The 21,953-nt window shown below is 71.1% G+C and carries 18 protein-coding genes, 4 tRNA genes and 1 riboswitch; of the genes, 1 reads left to right on the forward strand and 21 read right to left on the reverse strand.

The window, feature by feature from the left end; translation table 11 throughout:
- Window positions 1-110: 110 nt before the first annotated feature.
- The 21 genes from N7E59_RS01210 to N7E59_RS01315 all read right to left on the reverse strand — a co-directional run bounded on the left by N7E59_RS01210 (window position 111) and on the right by N7E59_RS01315 (window position 20,889).
- A complete protein-coding gene (locus N7E59_RS01210; protein WP_261623079.1) occupies window positions 111-1,577 on the reverse strand; it encodes a glutamate synthase subunit beta in 1,467 nt (488 codons plus the stop codon).
- Window positions 1,570-6,198 carry a glutamate synthase large subunit gene (gene gltB, locus N7E59_RS01215; RefSeq protein ID WP_261623080.1) on the reverse strand — a complete coding sequence of 1,543 codons (4,629 nt, stop codon included), beginning with the start codon at window positions 6,196-6,198 and terminating at the stop codon, window positions 1,570-1,572. Before gltB ends, N7E59_RS01210 begins: the two co-directional genes overlap by 8 nt.
- Window positions 6,199-6,414: 216 nt before the next feature.
- A complete protein-coding gene (lgt, locus tag N7E59_RS01220) occupies window positions 6,415-7,491 on the reverse strand; it encodes a prolipoprotein diacylglyceryl transferase (RefSeq protein ID WP_261623081.1) in 1,077 nt (358 codons plus the stop codon).
- Window positions 7,492-7,539: 48 nt separating this feature from the next.
- On the reverse strand, window positions 7,540-8,343 hold the full coding sequence (gene trpA, locus N7E59_RS01225; RefSeq protein ID WP_261623082.1) for a tryptophan synthase subunit alpha: 804 nt from the start codon (window positions 8,341-8,343) through the stop codon (window positions 7,540-7,542).
- Window positions 8,340-9,629, reverse strand: coding sequence for a tryptophan synthase subunit beta (gene trpB / locus N7E59_RS01230; protein WP_261623083.1), 1,290 nt, complete (start codon window positions 9,627-9,629; stop codon window positions 8,340-8,342). Before trpB ends, trpA begins: the two co-directional genes overlap by 4 nt.
- A 29-nt stretch (window positions 9,630-9,658) precedes the next feature.
- Complete coding sequence (gene trpC / locus N7E59_RS01235; RefSeq protein ID WP_261623084.1) at window positions 9,659-10,462, reverse strand: indole-3-glycerol phosphate synthase TrpC; 804 nt, start codon at window positions 10,460-10,462, stop codon at window positions 9,659-9,661.
- A 7-nt stretch (window positions 10,463-10,469) separates the two neighbouring features.
- A complete protein-coding gene (locus N7E59_RS01240) occupies window positions 10,470-10,814 on the reverse strand; it encodes an HGxxPAAW family protein (RefSeq protein WP_261623085.1) in 345 nt (114 codons plus the stop codon).
- A 136-nt stretch (window positions 10,815-10,950) separates the two neighbouring features.
- On the reverse strand, window positions 10,951-11,562 hold the full coding sequence (locus N7E59_RS01245; protein ID WP_261623086.1) for a Trp biosynthesis-associated membrane protein: 612 nt from the start codon (window positions 11,560-11,562) through the stop codon (window positions 10,951-10,953).
- On the reverse strand, window positions 11,562-13,142 hold the full coding sequence (locus N7E59_RS01250; RefSeq protein ID WP_261623087.1) for an anthranilate synthase component I: 1,581 nt from the start codon (window positions 13,140-13,142) through the stop codon (window positions 11,562-11,564). The genes N7E59_RS01245 and N7E59_RS01250 overlap by 1 nt, the downstream gene beginning before the upstream one ends.
- Window positions 13,142-13,531 (reverse strand): phosphoribosyl-AMP cyclohydrolase, encoded by a 390-nt coding sequence (gene hisI / locus N7E59_RS01255; protein WP_261623088.1) that lies wholly within the window; start codon window positions 13,529-13,531, stop codon window positions 13,142-13,144. The genes N7E59_RS01250 and hisI overlap by 1 nt, the downstream gene beginning before the upstream one ends.
- A 58-nt stretch (window positions 13,532-13,589) precedes the next feature.
- Window positions 13,590-14,372 (reverse strand): imidazole glycerol phosphate synthase subunit HisF, encoded by a 783-nt coding sequence (gene hisF, locus N7E59_RS01260; protein ID WP_261623089.1) that lies wholly within the window; start codon window positions 14,370-14,372, stop codon window positions 13,590-13,592.
- Between the two features lie 10 nt (window positions 14,373-14,382).
- Window positions 14,383-15,234 (reverse strand): ATP phosphoribosyltransferase, encoded by an 852-nt coding sequence (hisG, locus tag N7E59_RS01265; RefSeq protein WP_261623090.1) that lies wholly within the window; start codon window positions 15,232-15,234, stop codon window positions 14,383-14,385.
- Between the two features lie 53 nt (window positions 15,235-15,287).
- On the reverse strand, window positions 15,288-15,551 hold the full coding sequence (locus N7E59_RS01270; RefSeq protein ID WP_261623091.1) for a phosphoribosyl-ATP diphosphatase: 264 nt from the start codon (window positions 15,549-15,551) through the stop codon (window positions 15,288-15,290).
- A gap of 59 nt (window positions 15,552-15,610) precedes the next feature.
- On the reverse strand, window positions 15,611-16,102 hold the full coding sequence (gene ribH, locus N7E59_RS01275) for a 6,7-dimethyl-8-ribityllumazine synthase (protein ID WP_261623092.1): 492 nt from the start codon (window positions 16,100-16,102) through the stop codon (window positions 15,611-15,613).
- On the reverse strand, window positions 16,099-18,174 hold the full coding sequence (gene ribB, locus N7E59_RS01280) for a 3,4-dihydroxy-2-butanone-4-phosphate synthase (RefSeq protein ID WP_315942969.1): 2,076 nt from the start codon (window positions 18,172-18,174) through the stop codon (window positions 16,099-16,101). Before ribB ends, ribH begins: the two co-directional genes overlap by 4 nt.
- A 4-nt stretch (window positions 18,175-18,178) precedes the next feature.
- Window positions 18,179-19,339: a bifunctional diaminohydroxyphosphoribosylaminopyrimidine deaminase/5-amino-6-(5-phosphoribosylamino)uracil reductase RibD gene (gene ribD, locus N7E59_RS01290; protein WP_261623093.1), complete on the reverse strand. Its 1,161-nt coding sequence runs from the start codon at window positions 19,337-19,339 to the stop codon at window positions 18,179-18,181.
- Window positions 19,336-20,058 carry a nicotinamide riboside transporter PnuC gene (gene pnuC, locus N7E59_RS01295; protein WP_261623094.1) on the reverse strand — a complete coding sequence of 241 codons (723 nt, stop codon included), beginning with the start codon at window positions 20,056-20,058 and terminating at the stop codon, window positions 19,336-19,338. Before pnuC ends, ribD begins: the two co-directional genes overlap by 4 nt.
- Window positions 20,059-20,201: 143 nt before the next feature.
- Window positions 20,202-20,344, reverse strand: a riboswitch (FMN riboswitch).
- Between the two features lie 97 nt (window positions 20,345-20,441).
- A tRNA-Gly gene (locus tag N7E59_RS01300) sits at window positions 20,442-20,515 on the reverse strand.
- A gap of 32 nt (window positions 20,516-20,547) precedes the next feature.
- Window positions 20,548-20,619: transfer RNA gene (locus tag N7E59_RS01305), tRNA-Val, on the reverse strand.
- A gap of 43 nt (window positions 20,620-20,662) precedes the next feature.
- Window positions 20,663-20,733, reverse strand: a tRNA-Cys gene (locus N7E59_RS01310).
- A gap of 82 nt (window positions 20,734-20,815) precedes the next feature.
- A tRNA-Gly gene (locus tag N7E59_RS01315) sits at window positions 20,816-20,889 on the reverse strand.
- A 164-nt stretch (window positions 20,890-21,053) separates the two neighbouring features.
- Here N7E59_RS01315 and N7E59_RS01320 point away from each other — a divergent pair.
- Window positions 21,054-21,950, forward strand: a complete 897-nt coding sequence (locus N7E59_RS01320; protein WP_261623095.1) for a cytochrome — start codon at window positions 21,054-21,056, stop codon at window positions 21,948-21,950.
- The last annotated feature ends 3 nt before the right edge of the window (window positions 21,951-21,953 follow it).

Raw genomic sequence — 21,953 nt, forward strand, 5'->3', positions numbered from 1 at the left:
GTCGTTCGGAATCTGCGGATCATCGTAGGAAGCGCATGATCGGATCAACCCTGGCACGACACTGGGCCAGCTGGTACGTCACGAGCCTATCGCAGAAGCCCGGCCCAGGATCAGAGTCCCAGCGCGATCCCGTGGTCGGAGGGACGCACCGGGGCCGGCAGGCGTGAGGAGCCCTCGAGGTACTCGTCGACCTCCTTGGCCGCCGCTCGGCCCTCAGCGATCGCCCACACCACCAGGGAGGCGCCGCGGCCGGCGTCGCCGACGACGAACACGCCCTCCCGGGTGGCCTGGTAGTCCTCCGTCCGGGTCACGTTCCCCCGCCGGTCGAATCCGAGGTCGAGCTGTTCGGTCAGCAGTTCCTGCTCCGGTCCGGTGAAGCCCAGGGCCAGCAGCACCAGGTCGGCGGGGATCTCCTCCTCCGTGCCGGGCTTCGGGCTGCGCGAGCCGTCCTCGTGGTACTCGGTCTCGGCGACCTTCAGCGCACGGACCCGACCGTTCTCGTCACCGAGGAACTCGACCGTCGACGCCAGGTACGTCCGTTCGCCGCCCTCCTCGTCGGCGCTGGTGACCTCCAGCACCTTGGGGTCCACCGGCCAGGGCTGGTGCTCGGGGCGCTCCTGGGGCGGCTCCACACCGATGGCCAGCGTGGTCACCGACTCGGCGCCGTGGCGATGTGCGGTGCCGATGCAGTCGGCGCCGGTGTCGCCGCCGCCGAGGATCACCACGTGGCGTCCCTCCCCGTGGATCTGGTCCGGCAGCTCGTCCCCGGCCAGGACCCGGTTGGACTGCACCAGGTACTCCATGGCGTAGTGGACCCCGGTCAGGCCTCGGCCCGGGATGGGCAGATCGCGCGGGACCATCGCTCCGGTGGCCGCCACCACGGCATCGTAGGAGTCGCACAGGGCGTCCCACGTGATGTCCTCGCCGACTGCGGTGGACGGGTAGAAGCGCGTCCCCTCGGCCTGCATCTGATCGATGCGGAAGTCGATGTGGTGCTTCTCCATCTTGAAGTCAGGGATGCCGTACCGCAGGAGTCCGCCGAGTCGGTCGTCGCGCTCGTACACGGCGACGGTGTGTCCGGCGCGGGTCAGCTGCTGAGCGGCGGCCAGTCCTGCGGGCCCCGACCCGACGACGGCGACGGTCTTGCCGGTGAGCCGCTTGGGCGGGACGGGTTCGACCCAGCCTCCCGCGATCGCCTCGTCGGCGATCTCCACCTCGGACTGCTTGATGGTGACCGCCGGCTGGTTGATGGCCAGCACGCAGGAGGTCTCACACGGTGCCGGGCAGATCCGCCCGGTGAACTCCGGGAAGTTGTTGGTCATGTGCAGGCGTCGGGAGGCCTCCTCCATCTGGTCGCGCCAGACGAGGTCGTTCCACTCGGGGATCAGGTTGCCCAGCGGGCAGCCCTGGTGGCAGAACGGGATGCCGCAGTCCATGCAGCGGCTGGCCTGGGTCTGGGTGACGCCTCTGTCCTGCCGCTCGTGGACCTCCTTGAAGTCCATGATGCGCACCGGGACCGGGCGCGAGGGGCGGGACCTGCGCTCACGGTGCTTGAGGAATCCGCGCGGGTCAGCCATTGGTCACCTCCAGGATCCTCTGCCACGTGTCGTCGCCGTCGGGGTCCAGACCGGAGTCCATGGCCTCGGCGCGGGCCCGCAGCACGGCGTCGAAGTTGCGCGGGAGCACCTTGGTGAGCCGCGCGACGGTCTCGTCGGGGTCCTCCAGCAGGCGCGCGGCCAGCGGCGAACCGGTCTCCTCGGCGTGGCGGCGCAGCAGGTCGAGCACGATCTGCCGGTCCTCCTCGTCGAGCTCGGAGAACAGCAGGTCGTCGGCCGTCAGCGCCTGGGAGTTGACCCGGGAGGAGTCGAAGTCCAGCACGTAGGCCGTACCTCCGGACATCCCGGCGCCGAAGTTGCGCCCGGTGGGCCCCAGGATCAGCGCCTGTCCGCCGGTCATGTACTCGCAGCCGTGGTCGCCGATGCCCTCGACGACGGCGGTCGCTCCGGAGTTGCGGACCAGGAACCGTTCGCCGACGCGCCCGGAGATCAGCATCTCCCCCGAGGTGGCGCCGTAGCCCACCACGTTGCCCGCGATGGTGTTCTCCTCGGCGACCAGCGCAGCCGTCTCGTACGGACGTACGACGATGCGTCCGCCGGAGAGTCCCTTGCCCACGTAGTCGTTGGCGTCGCCGGTGAGACGCAGGGTGACCCCGTGGGGGACGAAGGCGCCCAGGGACTGGCCGGCCTCGCCGACGAGGTCGACCTCGACGGTGTCGGTCTCCAGCTGGTCGAGCCCCTTGGCCTTGGTGATCTCGTGGCCCAGCATGGTGCCGACGGAGCGGTCGGTGTTGATGATCCGCCGCTCGACGCGCACGTGCTGTCCGTGTCGGATCGCCGACCGGGCGTCGTCGATGACGGACACGTCGAAGTGCTGCTCCAGCTCGTGGTCCTGGTCTGTGGTCCGACGCAGGGACCCGGCGACCTCCGGATCGTTCGGGTCGTAGCCGCCGAGCACGGAGTCCAGGTCCAGCCCCTCGGTCTTCCAGTGGCGGCGGGCCTCGTCGAAGTCCAGCGAGTCGATGTGTCCGATCGCCTCGTCCAGGCTGCGGAAGCCCAGTTCGGCGAGCAGCTCGCGGACCTCCTGGGCGATGAACTCGAAGAAGTTCACCACGTGGTCGGCCTGACCGGTGAAGCGGGCGCGCAGGGTGGGGTTCTGGGTGGCCACCCCCACCGGACAGGTGTCCAGGTGGCACACCCGCATCATGACGCACCCGGAGACCACCAGCGGCGCGGTCGCGAAGCCGTACTCCTCGGCGCCCAGCAGGGCGGCGATGACCACGTCGCGACCGGTCTTCAGCTGCCCGTCGACCTGGACGGTGACCCGTTCCCGCAGCCCGTTGAGCATCAGCGTCTGCTGCGTCTCGGCCAGCCCGAGCTCCCAGGGGGCGCCGGCGTGCTTCAGCGAGTTCAGCGGCGAGGCTCCGGTGCCGCCGTCGTGGCCGGAGATGAGCACCACGTCGGCCTTGGCCTTGGTGACCCCGGCGGCGACGGTGCCCACGCCCTTGAGCGAGACCAGTTTGACGTGGACCCGTGCCCCGGTGTTGGAGCGCTTGAGGTCGTAGATCAGCTGAGCCAGGTCTTCGATGGAGTAGATGTCGTGGTGCGGCGGCGGGGAGACCAGGGAGACCCCGGGTGTGGAGTGCCGGGTCTCCGCGACCCACGGATAGACCTTCTTGCCCATCAGCTGACCGCCCTCGCCGGGCTTCGCCCCCTGGGCCATCTTGATCTGCAGGTCGTCGGCGTGCGTGAGGTACTGGCTGGTCACCCCGAACCGGCCGGAGGCGATCTGCTTGATCGCCGAACGCCGCTCCGGATCCACCAGCCGCGCGGGATGTTCGCCGCCCTCGCCGGTGTTCGAGCGGCCGCCGAGGCGGTTCATCGCCACGGCGAGCGTCTCGTGGGCCTCCTGGGAGATCGACCCGTAGCTCATCGCCCCGGTGTTGAAGCGTCGGACGATCTCGCTGACCGGTTCGACCTCCTGGATCGGCACCGGTCGACGTGAGGGGCGCAGCCTCATCAGCCCGCGCAGGGTCATCAGCTCCTCGGTCTGGTCGTCGACCGCCCGGGTGTACTGCTTGAAGATGTCGTAGCGTCGGTGCTTCGTGGAGTGCTGGAGCTTGAACACCGTCTCCGGGTTGAACAGGTGCGGCGGGCCCTCCCGGCGCCACTGGTACTCGCCGCCGACCTCCAGCTCGTCGCCGCGGCCCAGGTCGTTGCCGTCGGAGCTGTAGGCGTCGGCGTGCCGGCGTCGGACCTCCTCGGAGATCTCACCGAGTCCGACCCCGCCCATCGGTGAGTGCGTGCCGGAGAAGTACTGGTCCACCACGTTCTGCGCCAGGCCGACGGCTTCGAAGGTCTGGGCGCCGCAGTAGGAGGCGACCGTGGAGATGCCCATCTTGGACATGATCTTCAGCACGCCCTTGCCCAGGGCGCGGATGAGGTTCTCCACGGCCTGCTCCTGGGTGACGCCGGTGAGCTCTCCGCGGCGCACCATATCCTCCGCAGTCTCCATGGCCAGGTAGGGGTTCACCGCGGCGGCGCCGTACCCGATCAGGGCGGCGACGTGATGGACCTCGCGCACGTCGCCGGCCTCGACGACGAGTGAGGCACGGGTGCGGTTGGCGGACTTGAGCAGGTGATGATGGACCGCCGAGAGCAGCAGAAGGGACGGGATCGGCGCCCACTGGGCGTTGGAGTCGCGGTCGGAGAGCACGATGTAGCCGACGCCGCGGTTCACCGCCGCCGAGACCTGCTCGCAGAGGTCGCGGATGCGCTGCCGCAGCTCCTCCTCGGTGCTCCCCACCCGATAGAGTCCGCGGACCTTCAGGGTGATCCGGTGTCCGTCCTCACGGATGTTGGACACCTTGGCGAGCTGGTCGTTGTCGATGACCGGGAAGTCCAGCGCGACCTGCCGGGCCCTGACCCGCCCGGGGGCGAGCAGGTTCCCGTTGGGGCCGAGGTGGATGCCCATCGAGGTGACGAGCTCCTCGCGGATGGCGTCCAGCGGCGGGTTGGTCACCTGGGCGAAGTTCTGCACGAAGTAGTCGAACAGCAGCCGAGGCCGCTCCGCCAGCACGGCGATCGGGGTGTCGGTCCCCATCGCGCCGAGCGGCTCGGCGCCGGAGGCCGCCATCGGACCGATGAGGATCTTCAGCTCCTCGTGGGTGTAGCCGAAGGTCTGCTGGCGCCGCCGCACCGAATCCCCGGGGTGCCGGACGTGCAGCCGCTCGGGCAGATCCTGAAGCTGGATGAGGTTCTCCTCGACCCACTCCTCCCAGGGCTCGGCGGAGGCCAGCGACTCCTTGATCTCCGAGTCCTCGATGATGCGTCCTTCGACGGTGTCCAGCAGGAACATCATGCCCGGGGCGACCCGGCCCTTCCGGACCACGGTGGCGGGGTCGAGGTCGACCACGCCGACCTCCGAGGCCAGCACGACGAGCCCCTCGTCGGTGACCCAGTAGCGGGCCGGACGCAGCCCGTTGCGGTCCAGCACGGCGCCGACCTGGCGTCCGTCGGTGAAGGCGATCGCGGCCGGCCCGTCCCACGCCTCCATCAGCATCGCGTGGTAGTGGTAGAACGCCCGCAGCGCAGGGTCCATCGTCTCGTGGTTCTCCCAGGCCTCGGGGACCATCATGCGCATCGACTGGGCCAGCGGACGGCCCGAGAGCATCAGCAGCTCGGCCGCCTCGTCGAAGGCGGTGGAGTCCGAGGCCTCCGGCGTGCAGATCGGGTAGAGGAACTCGGGCGACTCCCCCAGGACCTCCCCGGACATCATGGACTGCCGTGCCCGCATCCAGTTGCGGTTGCCCTGCACGGTGTTGATCTCCCCGTTGTGGGCGATGTTGCGCAGCGGCTGGGCCAGCGGCCACGACGGGAACGTGTTGGTGGAGAACCGCGAGTGGACGATCCCGAGGGTGGTCTTGAACCGAGGATCCGAGAGGTCCGGGTAGAAGGGCTCCAGCTGCGCGGTGGTGAGCATCCCCTTATAGGTGATGGTCTTCGACGACAGGGAGGGGAAGTACGCGCCGAGCCGGTTCTGCGACCGCTTGCGCAGCCGCCAGGCGCGCTGGTCGAGAGTGCCCTCGGAGGAGTCCGCGTAGGACTTGGTCTCCTCGTCGGCGTCTCCGAGGAAGAGCTGGCTGAAGAACGGCATGGATCGGCGGGCCATCGCACCGATCATCGAGTCGTCGTACGGCACGTCGCGCCAGCCGAGGACCACCAGCCCCTGGTCGGCGGCCATCTCGGCCAGGGACTCGACCATGTCGGCCCGCTCCCCCGCGTCCTGGGGCAGGAAGCAGATGCCGACGACGTACTCACCGACGGCCGGGAGCTCGAAGTCCACCGCTGCTCGGAGGAACTCGTCGGGGATCTGGGTCAGCAGGCCCGCACCGTCCCCGGTCCCCGGCTCGGCGCCCACGGCGCCGCGATGCTCCAGCTTGCGCAGCGCGTGCAGGGCGTGTTCGACGATGTCATGGCCGGGCTCGCCGCGCAGGGTGGCGACGGCCGCCATGCCGCAGTTCTCGTGCTCGTGGGCGGGGTCGTAGAGGCCGGCCTTCTCCGGGAACGCCGCGAAGCGACGGTAGGGGCTCTGCACCTCCGGGGCGCTCTGAGCCTCTGCGGTCAGCACGTGCTCGGACATGGCAGGTTCCTTCCCCGCGGTCGGCGCGGTCGACGGGAGGAGACGTCTTCGGCTCCGGGGACGGATGTGCTCCGCAGCTCGAGGCTGATGACGACACCCCTCGGGTGCGAGGGGCGGGCGGTGCGCCGCCGGTGAGGGCGACCGCCGGGGAGCTCAGCGGGTGGGCTGCTCGGGAGACCATCCTTGCGCCGGCACCGTGCCGGCGCAAATCTCATCTCAGGATGTGGAACGGCCCCGGCCCCCGGTGAGGTGCTCACCGCTCTGTTCCCCAGTGGTCCCGTCGGCGTCCTCGTCGGCGTCCTCGTCGGTCTTCTCCTCGATCTCTCGGTCGGCATCGTCAGCGGTCTCGTCGGCCGGCCCGTCGACGTCCTCCGCGGCCGACCGGTCCTGCGGGAGTCGCTCAGGCGCGTCGGGACGGTAGATCTCCGCCTCCTCGGCCCGTCCGGCCGCCGTCCGCGGCCGACGGGACCAGAGCAGCAGGATCATCACCACCGCCACGGCGAACAGGAGCAGGGAGATCCACATATTCAGCCGCCACGAGACTCCGAAGAGGCTGATCCACTGGGTGGACTTGTCGAGCTCGTCGATGCGCAGGGACTCGATCCAGAAGCGACCCAGCGAGTAGTAGGCCACATAGGTCCAGGTCAGGAGACCCGCCTTGACCTGGAACCGCCGATACAGCAGCAGCAGTCCGACCACGCCCAGCAGGTTCCAGACGCTCTCATAGAGGAACGTCGGGTGGAAGAGGGTGGCCTCCGACATGTGTCGGACGGCGCTGACCCGGGACTCGGGGTCCACGTTCAGTCCCCACGGCAGGTCGGTGGGGCGACCGTAGAGCTCCTGGTTGAAGTAGTTGCCCCAGCGGCCCACCGCCTGGGCGAGCAGCACGCCCGGGACGACCGCGTCGGTGAAGGCCGGGAACTTCATCCCGTAGCGGCGGCAGCCGATCCACACGCCGACCGCGCCCAGGATCACCGCGCCGATGATGCCGAGGCCGCCCAGCCAGATCTGGGGTATCCGGGAGATGTCGCCCCCCTCCCCGAAGTACGCGTCCGGCGAGGTGATGACGTGGTAGAGGCGCCCGCCGACGATGCCCAGCAGCACGGCCCAGATGCCGGCGTCGAGGACGTTCTCCGGCCGTCCGCCGCGGGAGGTCCAGAGGCGACGGGTCAGCAGGACCGCGAGCGCGATGCCCACGGCGATGCAGAGTCCGTACATGGTCAGCCGGAACGGACCGACGACGTCGACGCCTTCGAAGGGCGGCGCCGGGATGCCTGCGGCGATGTGGAGCACGGTGTCCTCTCGGTTCGGGGCGGGATCTCCGTCGCGGAGTCCCTCAGGTCAGTCGCGGCCCTCTCGGCCGGAGAGTTCGGCCGCGAGGCGGCCCACGGCCTCGGGGCCGCCGTCGCGCAGGGCGGCCACCAGGGCGGTGCCGACGATGACGCCGTCGGCGTAGCGGCCGATCTCCTCGACGTGCCGCCGGGCGGAGACGCCCAGGCCGACGCACACGCGGGGGGCGCCGGCGCCGTGCGCCGCGGCCACCACCCGTTCGGCGGCGTCCGAGACGCTGGACCGGGCACCGGTGACCCCCATCAGGGAGACCCCGTAGACGAAGCCCCGGGTGGCCTCGACGATGCGGGCCACCCGCTCCGGCGACGAGGTCGGCGCGGTCAGGAAGACCCGGTCGAGGCCGTAGCGGTCGGTGGCCTCGAGCCAGGGCCGGGCCTCGTCGGGGGTCAGGTCCGGGGTGATCGCCCCGGCGCCCCCGGCCTCGGCCAGCCGACGGGCGAACTCGTCGGGGCCCATGCGGTCGATGATGTTCCAGTACGTCATCACCAGCACCGCGGCATCGGTCTTCGCGGCGACGGCGGCGACGATCTCGAAGACCTCGTCGATGCGGAATCCGCGGCCGAGCACCTCCGAGGTGGCCTGCTGGATGACGGGCCCGTCCATGACCGGGTCGGAGTAGGGGATCCCGATCTCGATGACGTCGGCCCCGTTCTCGGCCAGCGCGACGGCGGCGGCGATCGACGAGTCACGGTCGGGGTATCCGGCGGGCAGGTACCCGATGAACGCCGTGCGGCCGGCGGCGCGTGCGGCCTCTATGGCCTCGGCGGTCCGCGAGGTCGTGGGCTGCGCACTCATGCCTGGACTCCCGTCTGGGGAGCGTCCCCGGTCTCGTCGGTCGGATCGTTCTCCTGTCCGGGCAGGAGCCCGAACCAGTCGGCGGCCGTGGCCACGTCCTTGTCCCCCCGTCCGGACAGGCTGATGAGGATGATCCGTTCGGCCGCCGCGTCGGCGTCCTCCGCCGTCCAGGCGGCAGAGAGGCGCCCGGCTCCGGCCAGCGCGTGGGCCGACTCGATCGCCGGGATGATGCCCTCGGTGCGGCACAGCGACTCGAAGGCCCTCATGCACTCGGCGTCGGTGACCGGCTCATAGGTGACCCTGCCGACGTCTGCCAGGTGGGCGTGCTCGGGACCCACAGAGGGGTAGTCCAGGCCTGCTGAGATCGAGTGGGAGTCCACGGTCTGCCCGTCCTCGTCCTGCATGAGGAAGGAGCGGGCGCCGTGCAGCACCCCGGACCGGCCCAGGGTGATCGCCGCGGCGTGGCGTCCGCTCTCCACCCCGTCCCCCCCGGCCTCGTAGCCGTACAGCGCGACGTCGTCGTCGAGGAAGGCGTGGAAGATCCCGATGGCGTTGGAACCGCCTCCTACGCAGGCGGCGACGGCGTCGGGCAGCCTCCCCTGAGTGTCGAGGAGCTGGGCCCGGGCCTCGTCGCCGATCACCTCGTGGAAGTGGCGGACCATCGACGGAAACGGGTGCGGCCCGGCCACGGTGCCGAGCAGGTAGTGGGTGTTCTCCACGGAGGCGACCCAGTCGCGCAGCGCCTCGTTGATCGCGTCCTTCAGCGTCTGTGCGCCGTTCTCCACGGGGACGACGGTTGCGCCGAGCAGGTTCATCCGCGCCACGTTGAGCGCCTGTCGGCGGGTGTCCTCGGCGCCCATGTAGATCACGCACTCCATACCCATCAGGGCGGCGGCGGTGGCCGTGGCGACACCGTGCTGGCCGGCTCCGGTCTCGGCGATGAGGCGGGTCTTGCCCATCCGGCGCGCGATCAGCGCCTGACCGAGCACGTTGTTGATCTTGTGCGATCCGGTGTGGTTGAGGTCCTCCCGCTTGAGGAACATCCGGGCCGCACCGTGCTCGCCGGCGAAGCGCGGCACCTCGGTGATCAGCGAGGGCCGTCCGGTGTAGTCCCGGCACAGGCGCAGATACTCGGCGGCGAAGTCCTCGTCCTCGCGCGCCGCCCGGAAGGCCTCGTCGAGCTCGTCCAGGGCGGCGACCAGCGACTCGGGCATCCACCGTCCGCCGAAGCGGCCGAAGTACGGTCCGGCGGCATGGCGGTGGGAGACGGACTCGGTCTCAGACATCGGGGCTCTCCTGTCGGGATGGGCCGGAGTCACCGGCCGCGCGAGGCCGCGCGGAACCGACGCACCGCGGCCGTGGGGTCTCCGTCACGGACCAGAGCTTCGCCGACCAGCACGGCGTCGGCACCGTCGCGCGCATAGTCGGCCACGACGCCGGGGCCGTCGACTCCGGACTCGGCCACACGGACGACGTCGTCGGGCAGGTGCCGCGCCATCGCGGCGTAGTGGGAGACGTCGACGTCGAGGGTCTTCAGGTTCCGCACGTTGACCCCGACGATGCGCGCGCCGACGTCGACCGCCTGGGCGATCTCCTCCTCGGTGTGCGCCTCGACCAGCGCCTCCATCCCCAGCTCGCGGGTCAGTCCCAGATAGTGGGCCAGTTCGTCCCGCTCCAGGGCTGCGACGATGAGCAGCACGAGGTCCGCACCGTAGGCCCGCGCCTCGTAGAACTGGTACTCGTCGACCATGAAGTCCTTGCGCAGCACGGGCACGTCGACGGCCGCGCGGACGGCGTCGAGGTCGCCGAGCGAGCCGCGGAAGCGGCGACGTTCGGTGAGCACGCTGATCGCGGAGGCGCCTCCGTCCCGGTACGAACGGGCCAGCTCGGCCGGGTCGGGGATGTCGCCCAGCTCCCCCTTCGACGGGGAGGCCCGCTTGACCTCGGCGATGATGCGGACTCCGGCGCCGTCTCCGCGTCCCCCACGCAGCGCGGCCAGGGCGTCGAGCGGGGCGGCGGCCGCGGCGGCCCGCGCCTCCATCTCCCGCTGCGGGCTCTCCGCGCGGGTCTGCTCGAGGTCCTCGCGGACTCCCTCGATGATGCTGCCGAGTACGGTCATCCGGACGTCAGGAGTCCAGGTGTGTGGTGGCGGGCCCGCGGTGGGACCGAGGGTCGTCGCCGCGGCGGAGGACGGCCTCGGAGTCCATCTCGACCCCGTAGCCCATCCGCTTCATGACCATGCCGATGATCAGGGCGACGGGGATCAGGGCGATGCCGATCCAGGCCATGACCCAGCTCTCCGCGATCAGCGACAGACCGATGAGGAGGGAGCCCAGGACCACGGTGGCGCACAGGGCCCAGGCGGCCGGTGTGGATCCGTGGCCGACGTGGTCGTAGTGGATGAAGGCGTCGGCCTCTCCGCCGGTCGTCTGCTGCTCGACGTCGACGTGCTGGGGGGCGGTGCTGCTCATCGGTTTCCTCTCTGGCGCCGGATACGTCCTGCGGACTCCCATTCTGCCACGTGGGTGGCCCCGCCCGGCCAAGGTGTCGGGCCGATGTGTTGGGCTCAGGTGTGGGGAACGTCTCTCGGGTGGGAGCTCGTCGTACTCAGGGGCCCGTGCGCCCCTCCGTCGGATCCTCACCGGCGGAGAGCCCGTCCCACAGGTCGAACTCGTCCGCCTCGTCCGCGGCTGCGTCGCCCTCGGGCTCCCCTTCGCCCGGCCCCGGGGCGGCCGAGGCCTGCGAGTCGTAGCGCCGGGACTCCTCCCATCGGGAGGAGCCCAGCAGCAGGACCAGGGCGGCGGCGAGCAGCAGGACCGAGGCCGCGAGGGCCGCCCACACGGCAGGCGCCAGCTCATAGGACTGCGCCTGTTCCGTGGTACCGGTGACTTCGCCCAATGCGGCCAGTGAGGCCTCTTCGGGTTCGAGGATCACCTGCAGGACCGACCAGCCGGAGACGACGGCGGCGCCGACCATGAGCAGACCGATGATCAACCGAGCGACGCGGCGTGCGATCGTCACCGCCACCGCGCCCGCCAGCACGACCAGCCCCATGGCGGCCACGCCCTGGGCGATGTCCGAACCGGCGATCTCCACCGACTGCAGGGCGGAGGTCTCACCGAGTCCGGAGGCGCGGACCCAGGTCTGTGTGGTGGTCAGCAGCAGGACGATGCCCGCGAGCAGAGCGGCGAGCACCACGGTGCGGCGGCTGAGGCGCATCAGGACTCCTGGTCGGTGGACTCGGTCTCGAGGATCAGGCGGTCGGCGGCCAGCACGGCCCGCAGCGGAGCCGCGGCCTTGTCGACGGTCTCCCGACGCTCGGCGTCTTCGTCGGAGTCGGCGACGATCCCGCCGCCGGACTGGACGTGGGCGAGGCCCTCCTTGAGCAGGGCGGAACGGATCGCGATGGCGGCGTCCATGCGCCCGGTGAGGTCGAAGTAGCCGACGACGCCGCCGTAGACCCCGCGGCGGGTCGGCTCCCAGGAGTCGAGCAGCTGGAGGGCCCGGGGCTTCGGCGCCCCGGAGAGGGTCCCGGCGGGGAAGGTGGCCGCCAGAGCGTCGTAGGCCGTCGCCTCGGAGTCGAGCTCCCCCTGGACGTGGGAGGTCAGGTGCATCACGTGGCTGAAGCGTTCGATCTCCATGAACCGGGTGACCTCCACGGTGCCGGGGCGGCAGACCTTGGCGAGGTCGTTGCGCGCCAGATCGACGAGCATCAGGTGCTCGGCGCGCTCCTTCTCGTCGGCGAGCAGGTCCTCCGCGAGGTCTTCGTCCTGACGGGGGGTCTGACCGCGGGGGCGGGTGCCGGCGATGGGGTGGGTCACCACCGTGCCCTCCTCCACCGTGACCAGCGCCTCGGGCGAGGCGCCCACCAGCTGATAGGGCACGCCGTCGGGCGTCTCGAAGGAGTGCAGGAACATATAGGGGCTCGGATTGAGAAGCCGCAGCATCCGGTAGACCGCCAGGCCGTCCACGTCGGTGGCGACCTGGAACCGCCGCGAGACCACGATCTGGAAGACCTCGCCGTCGACGATCGCCTCCTTGGCCCGGGCGATCGTCTCCAGGTACTCCTGCTCGTCCCAGGCATGGACGACGCGGGCCTCGAGGTCGTAGTCGACGGTATCCGCCCAGTCGGAGGGCGCTGAGGCCGGCTGCGGGGGCGCAGGATCGGCCAGAGAGCGGCGCATGCCCTCCAGACGGGCGACGGCGGCGTCGTAGGCGGCCTCCGCACCGGTGTCCCGACCGTCGGTGTTGATCGCGTTGGCGACCAGCGTCACGGTCGAGTCCCTGTTGTCGTGGACGGCGAGGTCGGCCACGAGGTTCATCGCCAGCTCGGGCACACGCAGGTCGTCCCGCGGCGGCGAAGGCAGGCGCTCCCAGTGCCGGACCATGTCCCATCCGAGGTAGCCCACCAGTCCGGAGGTCAGGTGCGGCAGCGTGGTCGCCCGAGCCCGACCGGCGTCGCCCGAGAGGTATCGGAGCGTCTCCCGCAGCACTTCGGCGGCGCCGCCCTCGGCGGGGGTGCCGGCCGGCGGATCGCCCATCCAGTGGGCGCGGCCGTCGCGTTCGGTGAGGGTGGCCTGCGACCGGACGCCGATGAACGAGTGCCGGGACCAGGCCGCGCCGGGCGCGGCGGACTCCAGCAGGAAGCTGCCCGGACGCCCGTCGGCCAGGGTCCGATAGATGCTCAGCGGAGTGTGGTCGTCGGCCAGCAGCCGCATCGTGACCGGGATGACCCGATGCTCGGCGGTCAGGCGGAGGAACTCCTCCCGCGAGGGGGTGACGACTCCGAGGGCACGCATCAGCGGTCCTCCTCGTCCTCGCCGTCGGCCGTGATCTCGCCGTCGGCCCAGATCTCGCCGTCGGTGAAGCATGTCGCCGCTCCGGTGTGGCAGGCCGGACCGACCTGGTCGACCTCGAGGAGCAGGGCGTCGCCGTCGCAGTCGAGGCGGAGCCGTCGCACCTGCTGGGTGTTCCCCGAGGTCGCGCCCTTGCGCCACAGCTCCCGGCGGGAGCGGGACCAGTACGTCGCCTGACCGGTCCGCAGGGTGGCGGCGAGGGCGGTCTCGTCCATCCACGCCAGCATCAGGACCTCCCCGGTGGCGGCCTCCTGGGCGATGGCCGGGATGAGCCCGTCGGCGGTGAGGCACAGCCGCGAGCGCAGCGCCTCGGGAAGCTCGGTGTCGTTCATCGGAGGTCCTGTGGGGTCGTGTCGGTGCGGTCTCGGCATCTCAGGGTTCGGTACAGGGTCAGCGCACGATGTGCCCGGCGGAGCGCATCGCGTCCTTCACGCGGGCGATCATATCCGTCGGCCCGAAGTGGAAGACGGAGGCCGCCAGCACCGCGTCGGCCCCGGCGTCGACCGCTTCGGGGAAGTGCTGCACCCGCCCGGCGCCGCCGGAGGCGATGAGCGGGACACGGGTCACGGCCCGGACGGCGCGGATCATCTCCAGGTCGAAGCCGGCCTGCGTGCCGTCGGCGTCGATGGAGTTCAGGAGGATCTCGCCGACGCCCCGCTCGGCGGCCTCACGGCACCAGCCCAGGGCGTCGACGCCGGTGCCGCGTCGGCCGCCGTGGGTGGTGACCTCGAATCCGGAGGCGCACCCCGGGTCATCGGTGCGGCGGGCGTCCAGCGAGAGGACCAGCACCTGGGACCCGAAGCGTGAGGTGATCTCGTCGATCAGCTCCGGGCGCGCCGCCGCCGCCGTGTTGACCGAAGCCTTGTCGGCGCCGCAGCGCAGCAGTCGGGCGACGTCCTCGACGGTCCGTACTCCCCCGCCGACGGTCAGCGGGATGAAGACCTCCTCGGCGGTGCGTGTGACCATCTCGAAGGTGGTCTCCCGGTCGGAGGATGAGGCGGTGACGTCGAGGAAGGTGAGTTCGTCGGCGCCGACCTCGTTGTAGCGTCGCGCCAGCTCCACCGGATCCCCGGCGTCGCGGAGGTTCTCGAAGTTGACCCCCTTGACCACGCGGCCGGCGTCGATGTCGAGGCAGGGGATGACGCGGACCGCCAGGGTGCTCGCTGCAGACATCCGGTGCCCCTCAGATCCGGCAGGCGTGGATCGACGAGACGAGGATGGCCCGAGCCCCGAGCTCATAGAGGTCGTCCATGAGCCGGTTGGTGTCCTCGGCCCTGATCATCGAACGCACTGCGACCCAGCCCTCGTCGGCCAGCGGGGAGATCGTCGGCGACTCCAGTCCCGGTGTGAGCTCGGAGACCTGGTCGATCAGGTGCTTGGGGATGTCGTAGTCGAGCATCAGGTACTGCCGTGCGACGAGCACCCCCTCCAGGCGCCGCATGATGCGGCTGATCCCTTCGGGGCGTTCGCCGCGGCGGGAGATGATGATCGCCTCGGAACGCATGATCGGTTCTCCGAAGGTCTCCATACCGGCCGCCTTGAGGGTGTTGCCGGTCTCCACGACGTCGGCGATGGCGTCGGCGACCCCCAGCCGCACCGCGGACTCCACGGCGCCGTCGAGGTGGACCACTTCGACGTCGTCGAGCCGCTGATCCTCGAGCCATCGGGTCAGCAGACCGTCGTAGCTGGTGGCCACCCGACGGCCGACCAGCTGCTCGGCCGCGGAGAAGCGTCCGGCCGGTGCGGCCAGACGGAAGGTCGCGCCGCCGAAGCCCAGGCCCATGACCTCTTCCGCCCCGTGGTCCACCCTCGCGTCCTGGAACAGGTCCCGGCCGGTGATCCCCAGGTCCAGGGTGCCCGATCCGACGTAGACGGCGACGTCGCGGGGACGGAGATAGAAGAACTCGACGCCGTTCGCCTCGTCGAGCATGACCAGCTCACGACGATCACGGCGCTGGACGTATCCGGCCTCGGTGAGCATGGCCATCGAAGCCTCGGACAGGGCGCCCTTGTTCGGGACGGCGACGCGCAGCATAGGGGGTGCTCCTCGGTGAGGGACGGGACGTGACGGATGCCGGGGGTGCGGACTCAGAGATGTCGGTAGACGTCCTCGGGGGCGATGCCGACGGCCAGCATCATCACCTGCACGTGGTAGAGCAGCTGGGAGATCTCCTCCGCGGCCGCCTCCTCGGACTCATACTCCGCGGCCATCCACACCTCGGCCGCCTCTTCGACGACCTTCTTGCCGATCTGATGGACGCCGGCGTCCAGTGCGGCGACGGTCCCCGAGCCCTCGGGGCGCGAGGCGGCCTTCTCGGCGAGTTCGGCGTAGAGCTGGTCGAAGGTCTTCACCCCACCAGAGTATGCCCTCGGTCCGGGAGGGCACGATTCGACGACGGCGTCCGGAGGGGTCACCGCAGGCGGGCGATCTCCGCGGCCGCGGCCACCGCCGCATGGGCGGCCTCGAAGCCCTTGTCCTCCCGGGACCCCTCCAGGCCGGCACGGTCGAGGGCCTGCTGCTCGTCGTCGCAGGTCAGCACCCCGAATCCGACGGGCACCCCTGTGGTGACGGCCACCTGGGTGAGTCCCTCCGCAGCCGCTCGGCAGACATAGTCGAAGTGGGGCGTGCCCCCGCGGACGACGACGCCGAGTGCGACGACGACGTCGTGCTCCTCGGCTGCGTGCCGCGCCAGCACGGGCAGCTCGAAGCTGCCGGGGGCGTCGATCAGGGTGAGCTCTGCGACGCCGACCTGGTCGAGCAGGCGGCGGGCTCCGGCGAGCAGCCCCTCGCGGACGCGGGCGTGCCAGCGTCCGGCGACCACTGCCACCCGCAGGCCTCGGGCGGCCTCGCGCAGCGCCCGGAGCTCTTCGTCGTCGATCGTCGGGGTTCCGGTGGCGCTCATCGTGTCTCTCCCTGTTCGTCCTCGGTGGGCAGGTGGTCGGTGCACAGATCGTCGGTGGGCAGGTGGTCCGTGGGCAGGTCCTCGGGCGGGACGTCGTCGACGGGGACTGTTCGGACGGAGGAGTCCTCGTCGAGGTCCCCCCGGTGGTCCAACATATGACGCATCCGGTCCCGCTTGGTGCGCAGATAGCGTCGGTTCTCCTCGTGGACGACGCCGTCGGAGGGCACCTGGGTGACGTCGAGTCCGGCCCGGCGCAGCGCCTCGACCTTCTCCGGGTTGTTCGTCAGAAGTCGGAGCCTGGTGATGCCCCGGCGACGCAGCACGGCCGCGGCCCCGGCGTAGTCGCGCAGCTCAGCGGCGAGCCCGAGCATCTCGTTGGCCTCGACGGTGTCGGCGCCGTCCTCCTGGAGCCTGTAGGCACGCAGCTTGTTCACCAGCCCGATCCCCCGGCCTTCATGTCCGCGCAGGTAGAGCAGGTGGCCGCCGTCGCGGTGCAGGGTCTGCAGCGCCGAGTCGAGCTGTGTGCCGCAGTCGCAGCGGTGCGAGCCCAGGACGTCGCCGGTCAGGCACTCCGAGTGCAGTCGGACCAGGGGTCCGTCGCGTCGGGCCTCGGCCTGCACACCGGGAGCGGTCAGCAGCAGGTGCTCGTGCCCGGTGGTGTGCTCGGTCCAGGCCTGGGCCACGAACGTCCCGTAGTCGGTGGGCAGGGTCACCTCCGGTCCCCCGGTGACCGGAGGGGCCTCGGATGCGCCGTCGGACACGCCGCTCGGCTCCGCACCTCCGCGGTGGGCGATGAGGTCCGCGATGGAGATGAGCGCGAGTCCGTGGGTGTCGGCGAACCTGCGCAGGGCCGGCAGGCGCATCATGGCGCCGTCGTCGTGGACCAGTTCTGCGATCACCCCGACCTCGGGGGCTCCGGCCAGTCGGCACAGGTCGATCGCGGCCTCGGTGTGGCCCGGGCGGCCCAGCACGCCGTGCGGGTCGGCGATGAGCGGGAGCATGTGGCCGGGGCGGGTGAGGTCCTCGGCCGCGGCGGCGTCGGAGGCGATCAGGCGGGCTGTGGTCGCCCGGTCCGCCGCGCTGATGCCGGTGCTCACTCCGGCGGCGGCGTCGCAGGTCACCGTGTAGGCGGTGCCCTTCGGATCCTGGTTCCGGACCACCATCGGTGGCAGGTCGAGATGTGCGGCCCGCGACGGCGTCATCGGCACGCAGACCACGCCGGAGGTGTGACGCACGGTGAACCCCATGAGCTCCTCGGTGGCCGAGGAGGCGGGGAAGACGAGGTCTCCCTCGTTCTCGCGGTCGGCGTCGTCGACCACCACCACGGGGCGCCCCGCGGTCAGCTGGGCGACGGCGTCGGCGATCGGATCCAGCGTCGGCTCGGGTGCCGGGTCCAGCATCGGATCCGACGGGCCGGTGTCACCTGCGGTCTCGGTGACGGGGGCGGCTGCGGCTCCGACCCTCTCCTCGGCCTCGACCATCCGACGGGCGTACTTGGCGAGGATGTCATACTCCACGTTCACCTCGTCGCCGAGTCCGAGCCCGCCCAGGGTGGTCTCCCGCAGCGTGGTGGGGATGAGCCCGACCTCGAACCACGGGGTGCCGTCCACGCCCACGGCCGTCACGGTCAGGGACACCCCGTCGACGGCCACCGAGCCCTTCTCGACCACGGGAGGAAGCGGGGTCCCGTCCTCTCCGGAGAGGGCGAACCGATGACGTCCCTCGGCGGTGTCACGGTCGACGAGCCGGGCGCGACGATCGACGTGGCCCTGGACGATGTGACCGTCCAGCCGCGCCCCGGCGGGGAGGCACCGCTCCAGGTTGACGCGGTGCCCCGGGGCCAGACCGCCCATCGTGGTGCGCCGGAGGGTCTCGTCGATGAGGTCCACCGCGATCTCGTCGCCGTCGATCTCCGTGGCCGAGACGCACACCCCGTTCACGGCGACGGATCCGCCCGGGGTGAGGCCGTCGGTGTGGCCGGGGGCGGCGAACCGCAGACGGACGACGCCGCGTGCGGGGTCCTCGCTGCGCTCGAGCACGGTCCCGAGGCCGGTGACGATTCCTGTGAACATGGGGTCAGTCGCTCCTGTCGGTCTGGTCGCAGGGTGTCGACGGTGACTCGGGCGTCGGCGCCAGGTGGGTGCAGACGTCCTGGTCGAGCAGCCGCACCGGGCCGGATTCCGCCGGGTCCAGGCGGAACCGCGGCGCATCGTCCAGGGTGCCGACGCCGAGGTCCCCGACGCTGGAGGGTCCGGCCCCCAGCAGCAGGGGAGCCTGGTAGACGAAGACCTCGTCGACGAGGTCGGCCGCGAAGAAGGACCCCATCACCCGGGCGCCGCCCTCGACGAGGAGATGGCGGACCGGTCGGCCCCGGTGATCGGTCTCGGCGAGCATCCGAAGAGCCTCGGAGGGATCGCGGGTGGCCAGATGGCGCCACCCCTCCCCCTCGGGCCGATCCTGACGCAGGCGCGCGGCGGCCGGAACCCCGCGCAGCCCCATCACGCACCGCAGGGGCTGCCTGTCGCTGGGCCGGCCGTCCGGCCCGCGGGCGGTCAGCCGGGGGTCGTCGACGCGGACGGTCTCGGTGCCCACGAGTATCGCGTCGATGCGTTCCCGGATCATGTGGGTGTGGCGACGCGAGGCCGGTGAGGTGATCCACATGCTGGTCCCGTCGGCGGCGGCGATCCGTCCGTCGAGGGTCTGCGCCAGGTGCACGGTCACGAAGGGACGGTCCTCGTGCTGGGCCCGGCGCCACCGATGGTTCAGATCTCGGCATCGGTCCTCGAGGACACCGGAGTCGACTCCGACGCCGGCCTCGGCGAGGAGCCGGCCTCCTCCCCCGGCCCGCCGGGTCGGATCGGTGTCGCCGTAGACGACGCGCCCGACCCCCGCCTCAAGGATCGCCTCGGTGCACGGGGGCTGCCGTCCGTGGTGCCGGCAGGGCTCCAGGGTGGAGTAGAGCACCGCGTCGGCGAGGTCCGCCTCGGCGAGGTCGGTCCCTGCGTGCTCGCCCGCAGCCTGCGACGCGGCGAAGGTCTCCAGGGCCTGCCGCTCAGCATGCAGGCTGCCGGCCCCTCGGTGGTGCCCGACCGCCAGCACGCGGTCACCGAGCGCCAGCACGGCGCCCACCAGCGGATTCGACCCGCGGTGCCCAGCCGCGGCGGCCTCCAGCGCCGCCTCCATGTGGGTCTCGTCCGCCCGGATGAGACCGGAACGGCTGTGACGGTCCGCCGTCATCCTCGCTCCCCTCCCTCGTCGGCGGGGTGGATGCGCGGGTCCAGATGCAGGGTCTCCACCTGCGGCTTGGCCCGCACGTGCGCCGACCACCAGACGAAGAATCCGACGAGGGTGAAGACCCCGTAGAAGAGGTACATGAACGCCGAGGCGTAGTATCCGGCCGACCACAGCAGGGGCACCCCGACGATGTCGACGGCGACCCAGATGAGCCAGAACTCCACCCACCCGCGCGCCATCCCGTAGGTCGCCAGGAGGGATCCCACGAACGTCCAGGCGTCGGCCCAGACCGGCTCCCAGCTGCCGAGGGCGCGGAACAGCGGGGTGAGTGCGAGGGTGCCGAGTATGAGACCGGCCGCCAGGCCGATCCGTGCCCGCGCCCCGGCCCACTGCGGGGTGATGGCGCCGGCGTCGTGCCCGTCCGCCTCGGCACGGCTCCGGTGCCAGCGCACCCAGCCGTAGACGGATACCGCGAGGAACATGATCTGACGTCCGGCCTGACCGAGGAGAGCGGGGTTCTCGTCGACGCCGAGGAAGGATCCGAGGAAGACGGTCAGCAGGATGAGGTTTCCGATGATCCCCACGGGCCAGGCCCAGACGCGTCGGAGCATCCCTCCCAGCGCGCAGGCGAGTCCGAACGCGTTGCCGATCACCTCACGGAGCAGCAGCGCTCCCCCGGCGACCGGGATCTCAGCCTCGAGCAGCCACTGGAGCACATCCATGCCGGCACCTGGTCCTCTCGGCCGCCGTCGGGCCCTCGTCCGTGTCATCGGACTCCGGGGGCGGACGACGAGGGCTCGGCAGAGCCTCGGACGCGGTGCGTCGCGGCGTGGACCGCGCGGTGAGGCGGGACCCGACGCCGCAGACTCGTGCTGCCTCCCATCCAGACTGTGACTGTCGGTACCGGAGTTCCACCGGTTCGGCCGCCGTCTGTCCCCACTCGGAGGTGACTGCGGGTCGCGGACTGTTACCGCCGGTTCGGACTTTCACCGACCCCGGAGCACGATGCGTGTCGCAGACAAGTGTGCCACACCTGCCCGATGTGGGCGGAGACGACTGCGGGGCCGGCACCCGTAGGTGCCGGCCCCGCAGTCCCGTCGTACTGAGCGGATGACGAGATTCGAACTCGCGACCCTCACCATGGCAAGGTGATGCTCTAGCCAGCTGAGCTACATCCGCATCGGAACGGCCCGTCACGGACCTCTTCCGAGTGCGCGATACTGGGATCGAACCAGTGACCTCTTCCGTGTCAGGGAAGCGCGCTACCGCTGCGCCAATCGCGCCTATTCTGCTGTCCGTCACGGGCGGGCCCGCTCCGGTCCTGCGAGGTGGGGACGGGAATCGAACCCGCGTATACGGCTTTGCAGGCCGCTGCCTCGCCACTCGGCCACCCCACCGTATCCGTGATCGGAGGATTCCCGCCGCTCGAGCAGGTCCCCCACACAACGGGGACCGCCGAGGTGAGGCGGTCCCGATGCGAGCGGATGACGAGATTCGAACTCGCGACCCTCACCATGGCAAGGTGATGCTCTAGCCAGCTGAGCTACATCCGCATCCGTCGTCTGCGATCCTCGGCGGCCCGAAGGCGGGCCCGTCTCTCGCTCCGACGAACAGTCACTCTAGCCCAGGCTCTGCAGACACGTCCAATCGACACGGAGCCCGCGCGCCGGAGGCGGACGAGCGCCCACAGGGGCGGCATGACACACTGAATCCCGCCATGACACAGCCCTCCCTCGCCCACGCCACCGCCTACGGGCGCATGTACTCCCGCTCGACGGCCTCCGCCCCCGAGGTCCCCTCGATCACCACGATCATCGGCCAGGAGGCCAAGGACCTGACCGGGTGGGCGGGGCACCTGGCGGCCTCGGAGCTCGCCGCCGACCGGCGGCTCTCGGGTGCGGTGGGCTCGGCCTCCCGGCTGCGGTCGCTGGCCCGTGACGCCTCCGATGCGGCCGCGCGCTTCCGGGACGCGGCGGCGGCGCGGGGCGACAGGGTCCACCACTATGCCGAGCAGGTCGCCCGGCGTGCCCTCGGCGAGCCGCACGAGGCCGAGTCGTCGCGGGCGCTGCTGGCCGAGCGTGGTGAGGATCGGTACGCGGACCGCTTCGACGAGTGGTGGGAGCTCTACGACGTGCGACCTCTGGCCGCCGAGGTCACGGTGTGGAACCACACCCTCGGATACGCGGGGACCCTGGACCTCGTCGCCGAGATCGGCGGACGCCGCTGCCTGATCGACTTCAAGACCAAGGGCCTGGACCGCTCGGGGCGCGCCAAGGCGCTGAGCGACTCGGTCGTCATGCAGCTGGTGGCGGGGCTGAAGGCCGAAGAGTCGCTGCACGACGCCGAGGCGGGCGTCTGGGAGCCGTGGGAGCACGGGCGGGACGCCGTCCTGCTGGCGGTGGCGATATCCGAGGCCGAGACGGTGCCGGTCCAGGCCGTCCCCGAGGTGCTGCCCCGTCACTGGCACAAGTTCTGGGCGCTGCGGCAGGTCTGGGAGCACACCCGCGGTGCGGCCGAGGCGGGCCGGGCACTTCGTCCGATTCCGCCTCCTCCGGTCCCCAGACCGTCTGCGACCGAGACGGCGGGGTCGGATGCGGCCCCCGCCGCTGGTTAGGAT

The organism is Nesterenkonia marinintestina (assembly GCF_025420485.1).
Taxonomy (GTDB): Bacteria; Actinomycetota; Actinomycetes; order Actinomycetales; family Micrococcaceae; genus Nesterenkonia; species Nesterenkonia marinintestina.